This is a genomic window from Kribbella sp. NPDC003557, assembly GCF_040610805.1.
Lineage (GTDB): Bacteria > Actinomycetota > Actinomycetes > Propionibacteriales > Kribbellaceae > Kribbella.
In genome coordinates, this window is sequence record NZ_JBEXMY010000004.1 from 567,425 (window position 1) to 587,555 (window position 20,131).

Below are 20,131 nucleotides of genomic sequence, written 5' to 3' on the forward strand. Positions count from 1 at the left end.
ACTAGCGTCGGCGGCATGGTTGATGTCGGTGTGATCGGTGGGTCGGGGTTCTATTCGTTCCTGTCGGGTGCGCAGTCGGTCGAGGTCGATACCCCGTTCGGCCCTCCGAGCGAGCCGCCGGTCGTCGGTGAGCTCGACGGGCGGGAGGTGGCGTTCATCCCGCGGCACGGTGCGGACCACCGGTTCCCGCCGCACCGGGTCAACTACCGCGCGAACCTGTGGGCGCTGCGCGAGCTCGGCGTCCGCCAGGTTCTCGGCCCGTGTGCGGTCGGCTCGCTCAGACCAGAGCTGACGCCCGGCACGTTCGTGGTCCCCGACCAGTACGTCGACCGCACGTGGGGCCGGCCGCACACGGTGTACGACGAGGCGCCGGTGGTGCACACCTCCGCCGCCGACCCGTACTGCCCGGCCGGCCGCGCCACGGTGATTGCCGCTGGCAACGTCGTACCCGACGGCACGATGGTCGTCATCAACGGCCCGCGGTTCTCGACCCGCGCCGAGTCCCGGTGGCACGCCGCGCAGGGCTGGTCGGTCGTCGGCATGACGGGCGCCCCGGAGGCGGCGATCGCCCGCGAACTCGCGCTCTGCTACACCTCGATCGCCGTCGTCACCGACCACGACGCCGGCGTGGAGAGCGGCACGGGCGTCACCCAGGCGGAGGTCTTCGAGGCGTTCGAGCTCAGCATCGAGCGCCTGCAGGCACTGCTCAGAGACGTGATCCGCGAACTCCCGAAGCCGGACGCAGACTGCGCCTGCCGCCACTCCCTCGACGGCACTGCGGCAGCACCGGCCGCCGACGAGGTGGGGCGATGAAGGTCCTCCTGACCGGCGGAGCCGGTTTCATCGGCCGCCACGTCCACGACCAGCTTCTTGCCGAGGGCCACGAGGTCACAGTCCTCGACTCCTTCCGCCCGGATGTGCATGCCCATCGGCCGGAGCCGCGACCCGGCCTGATCATCGGCGACATCCGCGACGCCGACACCGTGGCCGAGGCAGTACTCGGCGTCGACACCGTCATCCACCTGGCCGCGAAGGTCGGCCTCGGCGTACACCTCGACGACATCGACGACTACGTCTCGTCCAACAGCCTCGGCACGGCAGTACTCCTGAAGTCCCTCGGCACCGTCCGCAACTTCGTCTACGCCAGCTCGATGGTCATGTACGGCGAGGGGCGCTACGACTGCGACGAGCACGGACAGGTCGCGCCGGGCCCCCGACGGACCGACGATCTGGACGCTGGCAACTTCGAGCCACCCTGCCCACACTGTGGAGCCCCGCTCCGGCCGGGTCTCGTCACCGAGGACGCCGTACCGGATCCGCGGAACGCGTACGCGGCCAGCAAGCTCAACGGCGAGCATCTCGCCGCCACCTGGGCCCGCGAGACCGGCGGGCGGGTCACCGCGCTGCGCTTCCACAACGTGTACGGGCCCGGCATGCCGCGGAACACGCCGTACGCCGGGGTCGCCGCGATCTTCCGGTCCGCGCTCGAGCGGGGTGAGACGCCGCGCGTCTTCGAGGACGGGGGTCAGCGCCGCGACTTCGTGCACGTCCGCGACGTCGCGGCCGCGGTCACGCTGTCGGCTGCCGCGGTCCCCCAGCAGCCGGCGTTCCGGGCGTACAACGTCGGCACCGGCACCGTCACCACCATCGGCGAGGTCGCCACCGAACTGGCCCGCGCGTACGGCGGCCCGGAGCCGGTCGTCACCGGCCAGTACCGCCTCGGCGACGTCCGGCACATCACCGCCTCGTCCGACCGCTTGAAGGACGAGCTGGGCTGGAAGCCGGCGTACGACCTGCCCGCCGGCCTGAACGATCTACTCCGCTCGGCCGGTTAGCACCGGCACCGGCGGAAGGTCGATCTGGAACGCACAGCCGCCGTCGACGTTGCTGACGGCAATCTGTCCGTCGTGGGACTCGACCACGCCGCGCGCGATCGCCAGTCCCAGACCACCGCCGCCGCTCGACCGGCCGTCGACCGACTCGGGTGTGCGCTGCTCGTCGCCGCGCCAGCCGACGTCGAACACCCGGTCCAGGTCGTCGGCCGGGATCCCGCCGCAGCCGTCGGTCACCGCGAGCCGCACCCGCCCGTCGGTCTCGCGATCGACCGCCAGCGTGACCGTCCCGCCCGGCGCCGTGTGCCGGATCGCGTTGCCGACCAGGTTGGTGACGGCGCGCGTCAGCTCGTCCGGATCGCCTTGCACAGCGAGCCGATCGTCCCCGGAAGGCGTCGACACCATGAGCTGGACGCCTTCGGCCCGGGCGTGTTCGCTGTTCTCCCCCGCGACGTCCTCGGCCAGCTCCCGCAGGCTGACCGCCGACCGCCGGCGCGGTGGCGGCGCGGCCGACAACCGGGACAGCTCGAACAGGTCGTCCACCAGCCCGGTCATCCGGTCGACCGTGGCCCGCATCTGCCGCAGCGCCCCCGGTACGTCGTCGATCACGCCGTCCTCGAGCCCCTCGGAAACGGCCCGCAAGCCGGCCAGCGGTGTGCGCAGATCATGCGACATGAACGCGACCAGTTCCCGCCGGCTCGTCTCCAGCGCCCGCTCACGCTGATGCGACGCGGCCAGCTTCTTCCGGGTCATCTCCAGCTCGTCGGTCAAGGCGGACAGCTCGGCCGGCACCGCCCCGCCGGCGGACTCGGTCGGCTCGTACGACGTCCCGAGATGGCGCAGCCGCCGCCCGACGTCCCGCGAGCCGACGCTGATCCAGTGCCCGAGCAGGACGGACATCGCCAGCCCGAGCAGCGCCGCGAACGCCAGCGTCCACAGCACCACCCACGAGTCGTGCTCGGAGATGAACATCGCGCGGACGCTCTGCAGCACCGCGGCCAGTGCGCCGGCCATCGGGGCCAGCGCCGCCACGATCATCGTGATCCGCAACGACCGCCGCCGGAACCGCCACAGCACGACCGCCCCGACCGCGGCCACCACCAGCGTCCACAGGGTGGTCAGCGCCAGGATGGTCGCCATGTCCCTGTTCATCCGGCGTCACCCGCGAACAGGTACCCGGTGCGCGGCACCGTGAGCACGAGTTTCGGGTCGGACGGATCCGCCTCGATCTTCTCCCGCAACCGCCGCACGTGCACGGTGACGGTGGACGAGTCGCCGAAGTCCCAGCCCCAGACACGGCGCAGCAGCTCGGCCTTCGTGTACGCCTTGCCGGCGTGCGACACCAGGTACGCCAGCAGGTCGAACTCGCGGTGCGTCAGCGACAGCTCGGTCCCGCCGAGGTACGCGCGCCGCGCCGCGGTGTCGACCATCACCGGACCGGCGCTCAGCTTCGTCGGCGTCAGGTCCAGGCCGGCCAGCCGCTCCTCGCGCCGGACCATCGCCTGCACCCGCAACGTCAGCTCCCGCGGGCTGAACGGCTTGACCACGTAGTCGTCGGCGCCGACCTCGAGCCCGACCAGCCGGTCCTCCTCCTCGCCACGCGCGGACAGCATGATCACCGCGGCGCCGTCGTCAGCCGCGCGCATCCGGCGCAGGACCTCGAGCCCGGACAGCCCCGGAAGCATCACGTCGAGGACGACGACGGACGGCTTCCACTGCTGCCAGACCTCGACCGCGGACGCGCCGTCCGCGACCACGCGGGCGTCGTACCCGGCCTTGGTCAGATAGGCCGAGACCACGTTCGACACGGTCGGGTCGTCGTCCACCACAAGCACACGAGTAGCCACGCTCAGAGCGTAGATCCTCCGCTCGCCCCGCCGCCGCACCAGCACCGGAACGCAGTACGCCGTAAGCGACCCGTAGTCGTGTTCGGCGGCCGCCGGTCCGGATTCGTCCCTACCGTCGAAGCATGTCCGTCGATCTCGTCCTGCCGTGCCTGAACGAGGCGGCCGCCCTGCCCTGGGTCCTCGAACGGCTCCCACCCGGCGTCCGCGCCATCGTCGTCGACAACGGCTCCACGGACGACTCGGCCACCGTCGCAGCCCGCCTGGGCGCGACCGTTGTGCAGTGCGAGATCAAGGGGTACGGCGCCGCGTGTCACGCCGGTCTGGAGGCGGCCGACGCGGACATCGTCGCAGTGATGGACGCGGACGCCTCACTTGATCCGCGGCAGCTGGTCCGGGTGGTCGCACCGGTCGTCGCCGGCCGCGCGGATCTGATCGTCGGCCGCCGGCGGCCCGTGTCCCGCCAGGTCTGGCCGTGGCACCTCCGGCTGGCCAACGCCGAGCTGTCCCGCCGGATCAGGCGCCGTACGGGCGTGGCCTTGCACGATCTCGGCCCGATGCGCGCGGCCCGGCGTACCGCGCTGCTCGATCTCGGGCTGACGGACCGGCGCTCCGGCTACCCGCTGGAAACGGTCGTCCGCGCCGCCGACGCCGGGTGGCGGATCGCGGAGGTCGACGTCGACTACCTCCCGCGCTCCGGCCGGTCGAAAGTCACCGGCACGCCGTTGGGCGCCGCCCGCGCGGTCCTGGACATGTCGAAGGTCCTCGTCCGGTGAACACGGTGATCGTGATCGCGAAGGCGCCGGTGCCCGGGCTCGTGAAGACGCGCCTGCAGACCGAGTTCACAGCGCGCGAGGCGGCGGCACTGGCCCGGGCCTCGCTCGTCGACACGCTCAGCGCGGTCCAAGCGGCGCCCGCGGCACGACGGGTGATCGCGCTCGACGGCGAGCCGGGGCCGTGGTTGCCGCCCGGGTTCGAGATCGTCGGCCAGCGCGGCGACGGGCTGGATGAGCGGCTCGCGGCGGCGTTCGAGGACGCGTACGACGGCACGCCGATGCTGCTCGTCGGGATGGACACACCACAGCTGAAGCCGGAGTTGCTCGGCTTCCACTGGTCCGCACACGACGCGGTGCTCGGCCTCACCGAGGACGGCGGGTACTGGTGCCTGGGGCTGCGGCAGCCGGACCGCCGCGCGCTGGTCGGCGTACCGATGTCGACCGACCACACCGGACGGGACCAGTTGCGGCGGCTGCTGTCGTTGGGGTTGCGGGTGCGGATGCTGCCGACGTTGCGCGACATGGACACACCGCGGGATGCGGCGCACCTCGCCGCCGAGTTCCCGTCGTTGCGGGTGTCGCGGCTGTACCGGCGGTTGCAGCACGCGGCGCATCCCGGACTGCTCTTCGACCAGGCGCTCGGCGGGACGACACGGGTCGTTGCCACCGGCCCCGACGGGCGGACCGTGCCGTCGTTGTCCGAGCTGGATCGCTGGACGGCGCCTGCGGACGAGGTCGATCGGCTCGCGCTCAGCCGGTGCGAGGGGCCGGTGCTGGACATCGGGTGCGGGCCGGGGCGGATCGTCACCGCACTGGCGGAACGCGGGATCCCCGCCCTCGGCGTCGACGTGTCGCCGCGTGCGGTCTCGCTCACCACGTCGCGCGGTGCGGCCGCGCTGCATCGGCCGGTGCAGGACCGGCTGCCGGGCGAAGGACGGTGGGGCAGCGTCGTGCTGATGGACGGGAACATCGGGATCGGCGGTGACCCGGCGGACCTGCTGCGCCGCTGCGCCGAACTCGTCCGGCCCGACGGGCTCGTGCTGGTCGAGGTCGACCCGGACGACGAACTCGACGACAGCACACCGATCGTGCTGCGCAGTTCCAGCGGCCGCCACTCCACTCCGTTGCCCTGGGCAAGAGTCGGGACCCGGGCCCTGATCCGGCACGCCCGCGCCACCCGCCTGCACCCCACCGAGGACTGGCGAACCCCCCACCGGGCCTTCCTCACCCTCCGCCGGACCGCCTGATGCGCCCCTCGATCCCCGACTTTGTGCACCAGGCGCGTACGAAACCCCCGCGGAAACGCGGAAACCGTGCACAAAGTCGCGGTTGGTGGGCCGGCGCTGTGGTCGCGGTCGGTGTCGTGGTGGTCGTTGTCGGGGCGGCGGAGCGGCAGTGGTGGCCCAACCTGGTGCTGGCCGGCGGGACCGTCCTGGTCGGGCTGCTGGTGTGGCGGTTCGGGCGGGGGCTGACTGTCGGCGCGGTGGTGGTTGTGGCGGGACTGTGCCAGGTTCCGGGGCTGCTGCACGCACCGATCACGAGCACGGACGCCTACCGGTACGTGTGGGACGGGCGTGTGCAGCTGTCGGGCCACTCGCCGTACGGCTATGTGCCTCTGGACGACCGGCTGGCGCACCTGCGGGACCCCGTGCTGTTCCCGGGGTTGTCGCCGGATCGGCGGTCCGGCGTGACGAGCATCCCGAAGGATCCGGCGAGTCTGCCGGTCGACGACGCCCGTACGCGGATCAACCGGCCGGGCGTGCCGACCATCTACCCGCCCGTCGCCGAGGCGTATTTCACCGTGGTCGCACTCGTCACGCCGTGGTCCGTCGGCACGCTCGGTCTGCAACTGGCGGCCGGTTTGCTCGCGATCGCACTCACCTGGCTACTCGCCGTACAGAACCCGCGGTGGGCCGCCTTGTGGGGTTGGTCACCGATCGTCGCCCTCGAAGCGGGCAACGCCGCCCACGTCGACGTCCTCGCCGCACTCCTGATCACGGCCGCCGTGGTGACGGCCGCCCGCCGGCCGAAGGTCGCCGCTGTTCTCCTGGGCGCGGCCGGCAGTGTGAAGCTCCTGCCCCTGCTGCTGCTCCCCACATTCCGTCGACGGAAGCCACTCGTTGCCGTGGGCACCTTCGTCGCGTCGTACCTCCCGCACGTCCTTGCCGTCGGCATCTTGGTACTGGGTTTCCTGCCCGGCTACCTCAACCAGGAAGGCTTCGAGGACGGCAGCTCCCGGTCGGCGATTCTCGCGCTCCTGCTGCCTCCTGAGGCCCGGCAGCTCGTCGCCGCCGCCCTCGCGCTCGGCCTCGCGGCGCTCGCCTTCCACCGTGCCGGACGCGACCCGATCGCCCTGACCTGCTGCTGGCTGTACGGCGCGGCGCTGGTGGTCGCCACCCCGACGTACCCGTGGTACGGCCTCCCGCTGATCGCCCTCGCCGCGCTGGCCGGCCGGCCCGAGTGGCTCGCCGTACCGGTCGCGTCGTACCTCGCCTACGGGAGCTTCGGGCACGACACCCGGCAGGGCCTGATCCACCTGACCGCCGCCGTCATCGTTGTCATCGCGATCACGCTCCGTCGCCAGGTCGCTGCGGATTCAGGTTTGACCGCAGCGCCTCTCGCCGCCAACACTGACGGGCGTGACGAAACGCATCGCCCTCGCAACCTCGGCCGACTACGCTGAGTTGCACCCGCACGAACGCCCGCTCCTCGACGCGCTCCGCGCCGCGGGCCTCGACCCGGTGGTCGAGGTCTGGACCGACCCGTCGGTCGACTGGTCCGCCTACGACGCGGTCCTGCTGCGCACGGTCTGGGACTACTTCCGGCTGTACGAGGTGTTCACCGAGTGGCTCGACCAGCTCGACAAGGCCGGCGTACCGGTGCTGAACTCCACGGACCAGGTCCGCTGGAACAGCGACAAGCAGTACCTGCTGGAGCTCCGCGAGCGCGGTGTGGCGATCGTCCCGTCCCAGGTCGCGGCCGGCGCGTGCCTGCGCGAGGTGGTCGCCGGGCTGACCGGTGAGCAGATCGTGGTCAAGCCGACCGTGAGCGGCAACGCGCTGCACACCGTCCGCGGCGTCGCCGGATCGCCCGAGCTCGAGCAGGCGCTCGACGAGCTGCCCGACGTGGTGTACCTCGTGCAGCCGTTCGTCCCGGAGATCCAGTCCGACGGCGAGTGGTCGCTGCTGTTCTTCGACGGCGAGTTCAGCCACGCGGTCGTCAAGCGGCCCGCGACCGGCGACTACCGGGTCCAGGAGTCGTACGGCGGTCAGACGACGCCGACCGAGCCGCCCGCCGCGGTCCTCGACGCTGCCCGCGCCGCGCTGGAGGCCTCCGGCCCGACGCCGGCCTACGCGCGGGTCGACGGGGTCGTCGTCAACGACCGCTTCCTGCTGATGGAGATCGAGCTCATCGAGCCGTACCTGTTCCTCCCGCAGTCCCCGGCCGCGGCCGGCAAGCTCGCCGCCGCCGTCGCCGGCCGGATCTAGCTGTACTCGGCTCCAGCTCCCTGGTCTAGCTCGCAGCCGACTCGGGATGGCCGCGGCGGCGCCCGTACAGCAGGGTCTCGCCCGCGGCCGTCCCGGTGTACTTCGTCCGGCGCGCCCATTCGCGGCACTCGGCGAGCACCGGGCAGGACGTCAGGCACAGCTCGCGCGCCTTGCGCTGCTCCCAGCGCGACGCGGTCTCGTCGTACGCGGGCGCCTGGCCGATACACGCGGCGCGGCTCATCCAGCGGTCGGCGGGATCCACGATCACGGTCAGCGTCGGCCTCATGACTCCGACGGTAAGTCCCCCGCGACCGCGGCGATCCTTTGTCTCGCAATATGATCGGCTTAGTAGACTTTTAGTCTCTGCGCTATGCCGACGCTCGACGCCATCCGCCAGGCCGCCCGCGCTCTCGACGGGCGGATCCACCGCACGCCGCTGCTGACTTCGTCCGCGCTGAACGAGCACTTCGCCGCCGACCTGGTCCTCAAGGCGGAGCTGTTCCAGAAGACCGGCAGCTTCAAGGTCCGCGGCCTGCTGACCAAGCTGCTCCGGCTGAGCGCCGCCGAGCGGGAGCGCGGGGTCGTCACCGTCTCGGCCGGGAACGCCGCCGGCGCGCTCGCCTGGGCCGCGAAGGACGCGGGCGTTCCGGCCACTGTGGTGATGGCGACAACCGCCGTCCCGGCGAAGATCGCCGCGGCCCGCGGGTACGGCGCCACGGTCGAGCTCGTCGACGGTGACCTGATGGCGGCCTACGAGCGGATCCGGGACGAGCGCGGACTGACCGGGGTGCACCCGTTCGACGACGAGGACGTGATCACCGGCCACGCCGGCCTCGGCCTCGAACTGCTGGCGGACCGCCCGGACCTCGGCACCGTCCTGGTTCCGGTGGGCGGCGGCGGGCTGATCTCGGGCGTCGCGACGGCGGTGAAGCTGCTGAAGCCGGGCATCCGTGTGATCGGGATCGAGCCGGAGCAGGCCGACGTGGTCAGCCGCAGCCTGGCGGCCGGCGAACCGCAGCGGCTGCTCACCGCACGGTCGATCGCCGACGGCCTCGCGGCGCCCGTCTGCGGCACGCGCAACCTCCCGCTGATCCAGCAGTACGTCGACGAGGTCGTGCGGGTCAGCGAGGAGACCCTCCTGGAGGCGACACGCCTGGTCATGTCGCGCACGAAGCTGGCCCTCGAGCCCGCGGCGGCCGCGCCCTTCGCCGCACTGCTCGAAGGCAGCGTGCAACCCACCGGACTCACCGCCGCGGTCATCAGCGGCGGCAACCTCGATGTGTCGAAGCTGATCCTCTAAGCCGTGGCGAGCCGAGCCTGTGCGCGGGAGCGGACGCCGTCGGAGGGGTCGTCGACCGCGTCGCCCCGGCGTACCGGATCGTTCTCCGGGAGCAGGATGTCGCGGGCGACCACCAGCATCAGCCAGAGCGTGCCCGCCATCCGCAGGATCACCGAGAACCAGTAGATCCGGTCCGGGATCTGCGGATTACCGGGCGCCAGGAACTGCGCCAGATGCATCCACACCAGCATCCAGTAGAAGCATTCACAGGCCTGCCAGATCAGCCAGTCACGCAGCCGCGGGCGGGCCAGCGCCACCAGCGGCAGCAGCCACAGCACGTACTGCGGTGAGTAGACCTTGTTGATCAGCAGGAACGCGGCCACCACCAGGAACGCCAGTTGCGCGAACCGCGGCGGTCGTGGCGCCATCAGGCCGAGGATCGCGATCGACAGGCACAGCCCCGCGAAGATCACGATGTTCAGCTGGTTGACGTCCGCGACCTCGTGCTTGGCGAGCTTCAGGACGTACCAGATCGAGCCGTAGTCGCTCTCCCGCTCGTCGTTGAACTGCCAGAACGACAACCACTCGTTCTTCGCCAGCAGGTAGATCGGCGCGTTCACGAGTCCCCAGGCGATCGCGGCGGCCAGCGTCGCCTGGACCCACGGCCACAGCTTCCGCCCGCGGATGCAGACGATCAGCAGCGGGCCGAGCAGCAGGAACGGGTAGAACTTCGCCGCCGTCCCCAGCCCGAGCAGGACGCCGAACCAGATGGGTTTTCCGCGCGACCACGCGAACATCGCCCCGGCCGTCAGTGCCACCGCGAACAGGTCCCAGTTGATCGTGGACGTCAGTGCGAGCACCGGCGCCGCGGCGACGTACAGGGCGTCCAGCGGCTGCCCTCGGGCCGCGCCGGGTCTGGACTCGACGCCGCGCGCGGTCGCCACCGTCAGGCCGACGATCAGCAGCGCGCAGAGGAACAGCAACACGGTGTTGACCAGGAAGAACACACCGGCGGTGTCGCGCTTCTGCTCGACGGTCAGGTCCTTCTTCGGGTCGCCGGTGATCAGCCAGGTGATCTGCGCCGCGACCTCCATGAACCCGCCGGTCAGCACCGGGTACTCGAGCACCGGGTAGTTGCCGGTATCGAGGAACGGCCGGTTGCCCTCCGCGAAACCGCGCTCCTGGTAGAGGAACCCGATGTCGGAGTAGCAGAGCGCCTTGAACGGCCGCCAGCTCTGCCGGTCCCAGCCGGCCTCCATGCAGGGCGCCTTCTGCAGCACGCCGAGCCCGAAGGTGATCGTGCAGACCGCGAGCGCGATCCGCAGCGGCGTCCACCACGACGAGCTGAGCCGGGCGAACCGCCCCGAAGGCCCACCGAGCCCGACAGTCAGGCCGGCGAGGGCCGGATCAGCCTCCGACGGCGTCTGCGCGAGCTCGCGCTGTGGTCCGGTCACGGTGGGCATCATCTCCTATCGGCTCACCTGGCGACCAGGAGAGGTTACCCACCTGTGCCTTACACCGCGCGCAGGTGGTTCCCGCGCGCCGTCATCCGGGGTGTGCGTGCTCGGCGCGGAAGCGGTCCGGTCCAGATCCTGCCGGCCGGAGCCTCAACTGTCGGGCTCGAGGCGGGCCAGCCAGGTGGTGAGGAGTTTCTCGAGTTGTTCGGTCTCACTCGGTGTGAGGGCCTCCAGGAGGCGTTGCTCGTTGGCCATGTGTGCGGTGAAGGCCTTGTCGATCAGCCGGCGACCAGCTGGGGTCAGGCGGACCACCCGGGCGCGACCGTCGGCGTCGCTGCGCCGGCGATCCACCAGCCCGGCCTCCTCCAGGCGGTCGACCCGCTTGGTGACCGCGCCCGTGGTGACCATCGTGTGCAGCGCGATCTCCCCCGGCGCACGCTCGTACGGCGCACCCGCGCGCCGCAGGGCCGCGAGGACGTCGAACTCCCCCTCGGTCAGCCCGTACTTCGCGTACAGCAGCGTCAGCTCACCGGTCAGCTGGTTCGCGATCCGGTGCAGCCGCCCGATCACCCCTTGCGGAGTGGTGTCGACGTCCGGCCGCTCGGTCCGCCACTCCGCCTGGATCCTCGCTACGTGGTCCACGGGTTCCACTCTATCTTCCCGGGAAGATACAATATTTTCCATGGAAGACACTTTCCGCTGGACCCTGGTGACCGCGATCGCCCCGATCGCCTGGGGCACGAACTACTTCGTCACCCACGAGTACCTGCCGGCCGGACATCCCTTGTACGGCGCGGTTCTCCGCGCCCTGCCCGCGGGCCTGCTCCTGCTCGCGCTCGCCCGCCGTCTCCCCCGCGGCGCCTGGTGGTGGCGATCGGTCGTGCTCGGGATCTGCAACATGGGCGCCTTCTTCGCGCTGATCTACCTCGCCTCTCAGCTGCTTCCGGTCAGCCTGGCGTCGACGATCATGTCCGCGGCGCCGTTCACCATGGCCCTGTTCGCCTGGGGCCTGCTTGCGGAGCGCCCGACCGTCCAGGTCCTCACCGGCGCGACCGCCGGGATCGCGGGCGTCGTCATGCTGCTCGGCGCCGGCTCGGCCGCGGTCGACCTGCGCGGCGTCGCGGCATCGGCCGCCGCGCTGACGATGTCGTCGTGCGGCTATGTCCTGGCCAAGAAGTGGGGGCGCGCGGACGAGGGCCCGCTCGCCACCACCGCGTGGCAGCTGATCGCGGGCGGCATCGTCCTGGTCCCGTTCGCGATCGTCGTCGAGGGCCGTCCGCCACACCTCGACGGACCGGCTGTCGCCGGTTTCGCGTACGTCGGACTCGTCGCGACCGCGCTCGCCTTCACGGCCTGGTTCGCCGGGCTGCGCCGTCTCCCCGCCGCGACGGTCGGCCTCATCGGCCTGCTGAACCCGGTCACCGGCGTACTTCTCGGCGTGCTGTGGTCCGGCGACGTCCTGACCGCGCGGCAACTCCTCGGCCTGGCGCTCGTGCTCGTCGGGATCGCGCTGAGCCAAGTACGATCAATTGGCGTGTCGAAGCGCTTCGACTGGGGTAGAACTGGGGAGCCGACGGAAGAGGGGAAGCACCATGGTCACGATCGCGGACGTCGCCCGGCATGCCGGGGTGGCGACCAGCACGGTGTCCTACGTGCTCAGCGGCAAGCGGACGATCTCGCCTGACACCCGCGAGCGGGTGCAGCGCAGCGTCCGCGCCCTCGGCTACCGGCCGAACGCGAGCGCCCGCGCCCTGGCCAGCCAGCGCTCCAACGTGCTGGCGCTGGTGATCCCGCTGCGCACCGGCATGCACGTCCCCGTGATGATGCAGTTCGCGACCGCGGTCGTGACGACGGCCCGCCGGTTCGACCACGACGTCCTGCTGCTGACCGCGGACGAGGGCCCGGAAGGACTCGAGCGGGTCGCGCAGAGCTCGCTGGTCGACGCGCTCGTGGTGATGGACGTCGAGCTGCACGACGAGCGGGTTCCGATGCTGCGTGAGCTGCCGATGCCGTCGGTCCTGATCGGGTACCCGGACGACGCCGCTGGGCTGACCTGTATCGACCTGGACTTCGTCGCCGCGGGCGCCCAGTGCGTCGATCACCTGGCCGACCTCGGCCACCGCTCGCTCGCCCTGCTCGGTACGCCGTCGGCCGTGTACGAACGGCAGACCGGCTTCGCGCAGCACACGCTGACCGGGTTCGCCGACGCCGCCGCGCGCCGCGGGGTGCTCGGCGTCGAGACGCCCTGTGAGCACACGTTCGACGCGATCCTGCACACGGTCGAGCAGCTGCTGACCGACCACCCGGACATCACCGGGCTCGTCGTGCAGAACGAGCCGATCATCGGCCCGCTGCTCGACGTCCTGCGCCGGCTCGGCCGCCGGGTGCCCGAGGACATGTCCCTGGTCGCGATCTGCGCCGACGACGTCGCCGAGCGCCAGGTCCCGCAGCTGTCCTCGGTCACGATCCCGGCCGAACAGATCGGCGAGCAGGCGGTGGAGTCGCTGATCGCCAAACTCGAGGGCGGCACCGTTCCCGAGCTGACCTTGCTGGCGCCCACCCTCACAGCGCGCGGCAGCTCAGCCCTCTCGCAGCACTGAGTAGCCCCCGCCAGGCACCACCAGCTCACCATCCACAGCCGTGCCACTCACCAGCTCGATCCCAACAGCCGGCACGACAACCTCCGAGCCGCCGTGGTTGATGAAGAACGTCCACAAGGTGTCCCCGCCCCGCCGCCGCACGGTCTCCAGGACCCCGCCCGGGTGAACCCCCGCAGCCTCCCGCTCCGCGCCTGGCCGCGCTGACTCGGCCGGGCGGCCTGCCACGTTCTGCGGCTCGACGGTGGGGACGAGGTGGGTGACGAGCTTCGCCGCAGTCCGGTCGTCGAGTTCCGTCGAGACGTACCACGCCGTACCGTCCCCCACTTGGCGGCGCGTCACGGCAGGCTTCCCGTCGAGCACTCCCCCGGCGTACCGGTCGACGACCTCGGCCGACACCGCCTCGACGTCCTCGCTCCACAGCCGCCCGCGACCGCCCGACGCCAGCTCGACCTCGTCCTCCAACGGGTGGAACTCCTCGACCCGCACCCCGAGCAGGTCCGCGAACGCGCCGGGATACCCACCGAGCCGCACCCGGACGTCCGGATCCACGATCCCGCTGAAGTACCCGACCAGCAACTGCCCGCCGTTCTCGACGTACGCGGCAAGGTTCGCGGCTGCCTCGTCCGAGACGAGATAGAGCGACGGCACCATCACGAGCCGGTACGACGACAGGTCGGCGTCCGGAGCCGCGAAGTCCACCGTCACGTCCGCGTGCCAGAAGTGCCGGTGCGCGGATCGTACGGCGGCGAGGTAGTCCAGCGAGGACGACGGCAGGTGCGTGCCCTGCATCGCCCACCAGCACTCGACGTCCCACAGGATCGCGACATCCGCGACCACGCGGCTCTCGGCCACCTCGGCCAGCCGCGGCAGTACGGAGCCGAGCCGCGCGATCTCCCGGAACCTCGCGCTGTCCGCGCCCGCGTGCGGAACCATCGCCGAGTGGTACATCTCCGCGCCGCCCCGGGACGCCCGCCACTGGAAGAACAGCGCACCGCGCGATCCGCGGGCGATGTGGGACAGGCTGTTCCGCGCCATCCGGCCCGGCTCCTTGGTGTGCCACCGCCCGCCGGTGTTCAGACCGCCCGCGGCGTGCTCCATCAACAGCCACGGTTTTCCGCCGGCCCATGCCCGCGCCAGGTCGGCGCCGAACGCGGTCTGCTCCTCCGCGCCGATCCCGGCCTGGTCCGGATAGTGGTCGATGGCAACGACATCGACCTCGGCCGCCCAGCGTGCGTGGTTCACCGGGACCCAGCCGCCGAAGACGAAGTTCGTCGTCACCGGTGCCGCCGAGTGGTCGCGGATCACGGCCTTCTGGTCGAGGTACGCGGCCAGCAACTCGTCGGACCAGAACCGGCGATAGTCCAGGTATTGCGTCGGATTCACCAGGTACTGCGTCGTGCGCGGCGGCTCGATATCCGCCCAGTCGGCGTACCCCTGGCTCCAGAACGCGGTCGTCCACGCTTCGTTCAGCCGATCGAGCGACCCGTACCGGTCCCGCAGCCACCCGCGGAACCGCTCCGCCGCGAACGAGCAGTAGCACGTGGACCCGTACTCGTTGTGCACATGCCACATCGCCAGCGCCGGGTGATCGTGGTACCGCTCGGCCAGCGTCCGCGCGATCCCGCGGGCCGCGTCACGGTACGCCGGTGCGCACGCGCAGTACGTGTCGCGGCTCCCGTGCGTCAGCCGTACGCCGTCAGCCGTCACCGGCAACGCCTCCGGGTGCAACCGGCTGAACCACGGGGGCGGCGAGGCGGTCGGCGTGGCCAGGTCGACGCGCACCCCGCCGTCGTGCAGCAGGTCCAGCACCTGATCGAGCCACGCGAAGTCGTACTCGCCCGGTGCGGGTTCGAGGCTCGACCACGAGAAGACACCGACGGTCACCAGGTTGACGCCGGCCTGACGCATCAGGTCGACGTCCTCCTTCCAGACCGCCGGATCCCACTGCTCGGGGTTGTAGTCGCCGCCGTAGTAAAGACTCATGGGGTCAGCCTTTCACCGCGCCGATGATGACGCCCTTCTGGAAGTGCCGCTGGATGAACGGGTAGACCAGCAGGACCGGCACGATCGCGATCACCACGATCGCCATCTTGATCGCCAGCCCCGGCGCGGGCTGAAGTCCCAGGCCGACCCCGGTCGCTACGCCGCCGGCACCGGTCGGGAGCGGTTGCTGCTGCACGATGTACGTCCGCAGCACCATCTGCAGCGGCCACTTGGAGTTGTCGTTGATGTAGAGCAGGGCGTTGAAGAACGCGTTCCAGTAGCCGACGGCGTAGAACAGCCCGACGACCGCGACCACGGCTTTCGACAGCGGCAGCACGATCCGGCGGAGGATGGCGAACTCACCCGCGCCGTCGATCCGGGCGCTGTCGATCAGCTCGCCCGGGATCCCCATGAAGAACGACCGCATGACGATCAGGTTGAACGCCGAGATCGCGGCCGGGAGGATCAGCGACGCGTAATGGTCGATCAGCCCGAGCGCGTTCACTACGAGGTAGCTCGGGATGATCCCGGGGCCGAACAGGAACGTCAGCAGCACGACGAACAGCAGCGGCCGGTGGAACAACGACCCCGGACGCGACAGCCCGTACGCCGCGAGCACGGTGATCCCGAGGCTGAACGCCGTACCGACCGCGGTGATCACCACGCTGATCAGCAGCGCACGCGTGACCACGCCGCCGGACAGCAGCTGCACGTACGCCGCCACGGTCAGCTCCCGTGGTACGACGACCAGGCCGCCGGCCCGCGTCACGGCCTCCGTCGACGACAGGCTGGTCACCACCACGACGTACAGCGGGAACGCGACCGCCAGCGCGATCAGGGCCAGGACGACCGGCTTGCCCAGCCGGTCGACGAGCGTCGGCTCTTCTTCCCAGACAGCTCTTTCACTCATGATCGGGAATACACCCCCTGCTCGCCCACCATGTGCGCGAAGCGGTTGGCCACCAGGACGAGGACAAGGCCGACCACGCCCTTGAACAGGCCGGCGGCCGCGCCGTAGCCGAAGTCGCCGACGAGCAGGCCCTGGTAGTAGACGTAGGTGTCGAGCACCTCGGCGGCGCCGCCGCCGACGGCGCTGCGCTGCAGGATGAACTGCTCGAAGCCGACCGTCAGCGCGTCGCCGAGGCGCAGGATCAGCAGCAGGACGATCACTGGGCGCAGCCCCGGCAGCGTGATGTGCCAGAGCCGGCGCCAGCGGTTCGCGCCGTCGGCCGCGGCGGCCTCGTAGAGCGCCGGGTTGATGGTCGACAGCGCGGCGAGGAACACGATCATGCCCCAGCCGGCGTCCTTCCAGACCGCCTGCGCGGTGACCAGGAGGATGAACGTGTCCGGCTTCGTCATCAGGTCGACGGCCTGGTGGCCGTTGTCGCGCAGGGTCTGTGCGAGCAGGCCGGCGCCGCCGATCATCTGCTGGAACAGCGAGACGACGAGCACCCAGGAGAAGAAGTGCGGCAGGTAGACCACGCCCTGGATGATGTTGCGGAGCCTGGACGACAGGACGCTGTTCAGCAGCAGCGCCAGGGCGATCGGGATCGGGAAGAAGAACGCGAGCTGGACGGCGGTGATCGACAGGGTGTTCGCGACGGCCTTCCAGAACGCCGGCTCGGAGAACATCCGGCCGAAGTTCGCGAACCCGACGAAGTCGCTGCCGCGGATCCCGGCGTACGGCGAGTAGTCCTGGAAGGCGATCACGTTCCCGAGCGTCGGGAAGTAGTGGAACACCCCCAGCAACACCACCACCGGCAACACCATCACCAGCAACGGCCAATCCCGCCGCAACCGATGCCCGAACCCCATCCCACCCACACGAGCGGTTCGAACCCTCGCGCCCCGGACGCGGACCCTACCGACCGTTGTCACTGAGGACCTTGGCGTAGAAGTCGCGGCCTTCGTTGCCGCCGTTGTCCTGCCACTGCTTGACGGCCGTCTTCAGCTCGCTGACCGGCCGGCGCCCGCGGAAGATGTCCTGCAGGGCGTCGTCGAACGGCTGCGCGAGGGCCGCCATCTTGGCCGGCTGCTCGACCCGGATCCCGTCGAACAGGTTCTTCTCCCGCACCTTGGCCGCCGCGTTCTGCCACGCGCTCATCGACTGCACGTACCCCGGGTACTCGCTCTGGGTGATAGCGGTCGGCCGCCCGCCGAGGAACACGTAGGTCTGCGAGACCTCCTTCTGCCCGAGCGCCGTCAGCTTCGGGGCTCCTGACGGCTGCTTGGTGTAGTGCTTGCCCTCCACCCCGTACGTGTAGAGCTGGTACTCCTCGGTCCCGAACGGCGCGGATGTGTAGTTGAGTACGCCGAGCAGCTCCTTGACCCGCTCCTCACCGACCCCCTTCTTGACGAACGTGAAGATCCCGGCCGGGTCCCCGCTCCACACGATCGGCGTCCCCCCGTCGTGGGCGAACGGCAGCACCGGCTGCGGGTCGTACTTCGGGTTGATCGGCAACTGCCGCTGCAGCGACTCCTGCCAGCCGCCGAGGCCGTTCTGCCGGATCAGCAGCTTCCCGCCCTCGAACAGCGCGTTCTCGTCCGCACCGGCGTTGGCGACGACCTCCGGATGCACGTAGCCCGACTGGAAGAGCCTCCGCACGAACGCCACCGCTTCGGCGTACTCCGGCGTCTCGATCTTGTTCACCAGCTTGCCGCTGGAGTCCTTCCGCCAGCCTCCCGGCGCCCCGAACGACCGGATCACCTCGTCGGCGACACTGCCGAACGCCCAGCGGCCGGCCTTGGCATCGGTCAGTTGCTTGCCCAGGGCCAGCAGGTCGTCGGCGTTCTTCGGCGGCTGCGCGCCGAACTGGTCGAAGAGGTCCTTGCGGTACATCATGACCCAGGGGAAGCCCTCGCCGGGGAACGGCACCGCCTTCAGCTGCGAGTTCCAGACGCCGTACGCCCAGGCCCGGGTCGGCAGGTTGGCCAGCATCGGGTACGCCGCGGCCTTGTCGCCGGCCAGGTGCGGCGTGAGGTCCTCGAACAGCTTGTCCGCGGCCTGCCCGAACCGGGTCAGGCCGGAGATGTTCCAGCCCGGGATGCAGAGCAGCTCCGGAATGTTGCCGGCCGCAAGGATCGGGCCGAGCTTGTCGCCGTAGTCGTTGCCGTTCAGGATGTTGAACTTGAGCGGCGCACCGATCCGCTCGTTGTTCGCCTCGAAGTACGAGTTGCCGGTGAGCGGCGGGATCGGGCTCCACAGCGGCGTCATCGCCGACACTTCCTTGCCGCTCGGCACCATCGTGTCGGGCACCGCGCGCTTCAGCTCGGCCGGGTAGTGCGAGAAGCCCGGCGAGGCGCCGTTCTCCCCCGGCAGGTCCGGCGCCACCGACTCGTACGGGATGTACTTCGGCAGCAGGCCGGACAGCTTGTCCTCGGTCTCCGCGCGGCCCGCCGTGCCGGAGCCGGAGCCGCCGTCCGAACACGCTGTCAGCGTCACCCCGCCCGCGGCCGCCGCCGCGCCGGCGCCGAGCAGGGAGATGAAGGTCCGGCGGCTGGGTCCGCCGATCTCTGGTCCGGTCACGTCGCATCCCCTAGACTTAGTTGGGCTAGTAGCCAAACAAATTAACGCAGAGCGCACAGCCCGACAAGGTGTAGAACTGACCCAGGCGATCTTTCAGCGGCTCTCAGCGGCTTTCGGCGACACAGCATTCGACGGGACGGACCTTGACCACACAGACCGCGGACCACACCGACATCCGCGCCACCAACCTGGCGGCGGTGCTCGGCCACCTGCGCCGCGAGGCCCCGTGCTCGCGGGCCGCGATCGCGGCCGGCACCGGGCTGAACAAGGCCACCGTGACGAGCATCATCGGCGAGCTGCTGGAGCGCCGACTGGTCCGCGAGACCCAGCAGACCCAGAACCACGTCGGCCGCCCGGCGACACTGCTCGTCCTCGACGGCTCGGCGTACGCGACGATCGGGCTCGAGGTGGGCGCCCGCGGCCTGACCGCCCTCGCCTGCGACACGGCCGGCGACCAGGTGCTGCGCTGGCACCGGGCCGGCCCGGGGGTCGACGCCGGGCCGGCGAAGACCGTCGCCGCCCTCGCCGCGCTGGCCCGCCGGGCGATCACGACCGTGCAGTCGTCCGGGCGCCAGGTGCTCGGCATCACGGTCGGCGTCCCCGGCCTGGTGAACCGCGACGGCGCCGTCGTCCTCGCCGCCGCCCTCGGATGGACCGACGTACCGCTGCGCGCCGAGCTCGCCGGAGCACTCGGACGGCCCGACATCCCCGTGACCGTCGACAACGACGCATCGCTGGGCGTATTGGCCGAGCATCTCTACGGTGCGTACGCCGGAACGCCGAACCTCATCCAGATCACCGGCGACACCGGCGTCGGGGCAGGCATCATCACCGACGGCCGCCCGCTCGCGGGGCATCTCGGGTACGTCGGCGAGATCGGGCACCTGCGCCTGGTGCCGGACGGGCCGGCCTGTGGTTGCGGCCGCCGCGGCTGCCTCGAAGCGCTGGCGAGCCTGCCGGCGATCCTCGAACGGGTCGACGGCACCGTCGACGACGATCCCCAGCAGCAGCTCGAGGCGCTGATCCGTCGCGCCGACGCCCACGAGGCCGGGGTCACGAAGGTGCTCGCCGAGGCCGGGACGCATCTCGGTGACGGGATCGCGGCGCTGGTCAACATCCTCAATCCCGGGGTCGTGCTGCTCGGCGGCGCGTATGCCCTGCTCTTCGATCACCTCGCGCCGGCGGTCGACATGGCGCTCCGCGAGGCCACCGTCGCGCCCGACGCCGGCGGCTGCACCGTCGCCGCGTCCACCTTCCCGCACACCGCCACTCCCCTGGGCGCCACCGCCCAGGCCCTCACGCCACTGAACCGCGGCCGCCTGCCGAGCCGCTGACCTGGCCGATAC

The 20,131-nt window shown here is 70.9% G+C and carries 19 protein-coding genes; 10 read left to right on the forward strand and 9 right to left on the reverse strand.

Annotated features, from left to right (window positions below):
* Window positions 1-15: 15 nt before the first annotated feature.
* Together ABZW60_RS19190 and ABZW60_RS19195 are read left to right on the forward strand one after the other, a co-directional pair.
* Window positions 16-813 (forward strand): S-methyl-5'-thioadenosine phosphorylase, encoded by a 798-nt coding sequence (locus ABZW60_RS19190; RefSeq protein WP_355478528.1) that lies wholly within the window; start codon window positions 16-18, stop codon window positions 811-813.
* Window positions 810-1,835, forward strand: a complete 1,026-nt coding sequence (locus ABZW60_RS19195; RefSeq protein WP_355478530.1) for an NAD-dependent epimerase/dehydratase family protein — start codon at window positions 810-812, stop codon at window positions 1,833-1,835. The genes ABZW60_RS19190 and ABZW60_RS19195 overlap by 4 nt, the downstream gene beginning before the upstream one ends.
* On the opposite strand, the gene ABZW60_RS19200 is transcribed toward ABZW60_RS19195, so the two are convergent.
* A complete protein-coding gene (locus ABZW60_RS19200; protein ID WP_355478532.1) occupies window positions 1,815-2,984 on the reverse strand; it encodes a HAMP domain-containing sensor histidine kinase in 1,170 nt (389 codons plus the stop codon). The two genes, ABZW60_RS19195 and ABZW60_RS19200, sit on opposite strands and share 21 nt — an antisense overlap.
* Window positions 2,981-3,679: a response regulator transcription factor gene (locus tag ABZW60_RS19205; RefSeq protein WP_355478534.1), complete on the reverse strand. Its 699-nt coding sequence runs from the start codon at window positions 3,677-3,679 to the stop codon at window positions 2,981-2,983. Before ABZW60_RS19205 ends, ABZW60_RS19200 begins: the two co-directional genes overlap by 4 nt.
* Window positions 3,680-3,801: 122 nt before the next feature.
* Between ABZW60_RS19205 and ABZW60_RS19210 the strand changes: the two genes are divergently transcribed.
* The 4 genes from ABZW60_RS19210 to ABZW60_RS19225 are packed head-to-tail and all read left to right on the forward strand — an operon-like array spanning window position 3,802 to window position 7,940.
* Window positions 3,802-4,452, forward strand: a complete 651-nt coding sequence (locus tag ABZW60_RS19210) for a glycosyltransferase family 2 protein (protein WP_355478536.1) — start codon at window positions 3,802-3,804, stop codon at window positions 4,450-4,452.
* The gene (locus ABZW60_RS19215; protein ID WP_355478538.1) at window positions 4,449-5,699 is read left to right on the forward strand and encodes a DUF2064 domain-containing protein; all 1,251 of its coding nucleotides are present in this window, start codon (window positions 4,449-4,451) and stop codon (window positions 5,697-5,699) included. Before ABZW60_RS19210 ends, ABZW60_RS19215 begins: the two co-directional genes overlap by 4 nt.
* The gene (locus ABZW60_RS19220) at window positions 5,699-7,135 is read left to right on the forward strand and encodes a DUF3040 domain-containing protein (RefSeq protein WP_355478539.1); all 1,437 of its coding nucleotides are present in this window, start codon (window positions 5,699-5,701) and stop codon (window positions 7,133-7,135) included. Before ABZW60_RS19215 ends, ABZW60_RS19220 begins: the two co-directional genes overlap by 1 nt.
* Window positions 7,092-7,940 carry a hypothetical protein gene (locus ABZW60_RS19225; protein ID WP_355478541.1) on the forward strand — a complete coding sequence of 283 codons (849 nt, stop codon included), beginning with the start codon at window positions 7,092-7,094 and terminating at the stop codon, window positions 7,938-7,940. The genes ABZW60_RS19220 and ABZW60_RS19225 overlap by 44 nt, the downstream gene beginning before the upstream one ends.
* A gap of 25 nt (window positions 7,941-7,965) precedes the next feature.
* Here ABZW60_RS19225 and ABZW60_RS19230 read toward each other — a convergent pair whose 3' ends face one another.
* Window positions 7,966-8,226, reverse strand: a complete 261-nt coding sequence (locus ABZW60_RS19230) for a WhiB family transcriptional regulator (protein ID WP_355478543.1) — start codon at window positions 8,224-8,226, stop codon at window positions 7,966-7,968.
* Window positions 8,227-8,310: 84 nt separating this feature from the next.
* On the opposite strand from ABZW60_RS19230, the gene ABZW60_RS19235 reads away from it, so the two are divergent.
* Window positions 8,311-9,240: a threonine/serine dehydratase gene (locus ABZW60_RS19235; protein ID WP_355478545.1), complete on the forward strand. Its 930-nt coding sequence runs from the start codon at window positions 8,311-8,313 to the stop codon at window positions 9,238-9,240.
* Here the strand turns inward: ABZW60_RS19235 and ABZW60_RS19240 are convergent.
* On the reverse strand, window positions 9,237-10,682 hold the full coding sequence (locus tag ABZW60_RS19240) for a glycosyltransferase 87 family protein (protein WP_355479059.1): 1,446 nt from the start codon (window positions 10,680-10,682) through the stop codon (window positions 9,237-9,239). The genes ABZW60_RS19235 and ABZW60_RS19240 overlap by 4 nt on opposite strands.
* Before the next feature lie 144 nt (window positions 10,683-10,826).
* Window positions 10,827-11,318 (reverse strand): MarR family transcriptional regulator, encoded by a 492-nt coding sequence (locus ABZW60_RS19245; protein WP_355478547.1) that lies wholly within the window; start codon window positions 11,316-11,318, stop codon window positions 10,827-10,829.
* 40 nt (window positions 11,319-11,358) lie between these two features.
* Here ABZW60_RS19245 and ABZW60_RS19250 point away from each other — a divergent pair, with 40 nt between their 5' ends.
* Window positions 11,359-12,360, forward strand: coding sequence for an EamA family transporter (locus ABZW60_RS19250; RefSeq protein WP_355478548.1), 1,002 nt, complete (start codon window positions 11,359-11,361; stop codon window positions 12,358-12,360).
* Window positions 12,269-13,276, forward strand: a complete 1,008-nt coding sequence (locus ABZW60_RS19255; protein ID WP_355478550.1) for a LacI family DNA-binding transcriptional regulator — start codon at window positions 12,269-12,271, stop codon at window positions 13,274-13,276. Before ABZW60_RS19250 ends, ABZW60_RS19255 begins: the two co-directional genes overlap by 92 nt.
* On the opposite strand, the gene ABZW60_RS19260 is transcribed toward ABZW60_RS19255, so the two are convergent.
* The 4 genes from ABZW60_RS19260 to ABZW60_RS19275 are packed head-to-tail and all read right to left on the reverse strand — an operon-like array spanning window position 13,256 to window position 18,785.
* The gene (locus tag ABZW60_RS19260) at window positions 13,256-15,259 is read right to left on the reverse strand and encodes a beta-galactosidase (protein WP_355478551.1); all 2,004 of its coding nucleotides are present in this window, start codon (window positions 15,257-15,259) and stop codon (window positions 13,256-13,258) included. The genes ABZW60_RS19255 and ABZW60_RS19260 overlap by 21 nt on opposite strands.
* A gap of 4 nt (window positions 15,260-15,263) precedes the next feature.
* A complete protein-coding gene (locus ABZW60_RS19265) occupies window positions 15,264-16,169 on the reverse strand; it encodes a carbohydrate ABC transporter permease (RefSeq protein WP_355478553.1) in 906 nt (301 codons plus the stop codon).
* Window positions 16,166-17,074, reverse strand: coding sequence for an ABC transporter permease subunit (locus ABZW60_RS19270; protein WP_355478555.1), 909 nt, complete (start codon window positions 17,072-17,074; stop codon window positions 16,166-16,168). Before ABZW60_RS19270 ends, ABZW60_RS19265 begins: the two co-directional genes overlap by 4 nt.
* Window positions 17,075-17,120: 46 nt before the next feature.
* Complete coding sequence (locus ABZW60_RS19275; RefSeq protein ID WP_355478556.1) at window positions 17,121-18,785, reverse strand: ABC transporter substrate-binding protein; 1,665 nt, start codon at window positions 18,783-18,785, stop codon at window positions 17,121-17,123.
* Window positions 18,786-18,928: 143 nt separating this feature from the next.
* Between ABZW60_RS19275 and ABZW60_RS19280 the strand changes: the two genes are divergently transcribed.
* Window positions 18,929-20,119, forward strand: coding sequence for an ROK family transcriptional regulator (locus tag ABZW60_RS19280; RefSeq protein WP_355478558.1), 1,191 nt, complete (start codon window positions 18,929-18,931; stop codon window positions 20,117-20,119).
* Window positions 20,120-20,131: the final 12 nt, after the last annotated feature.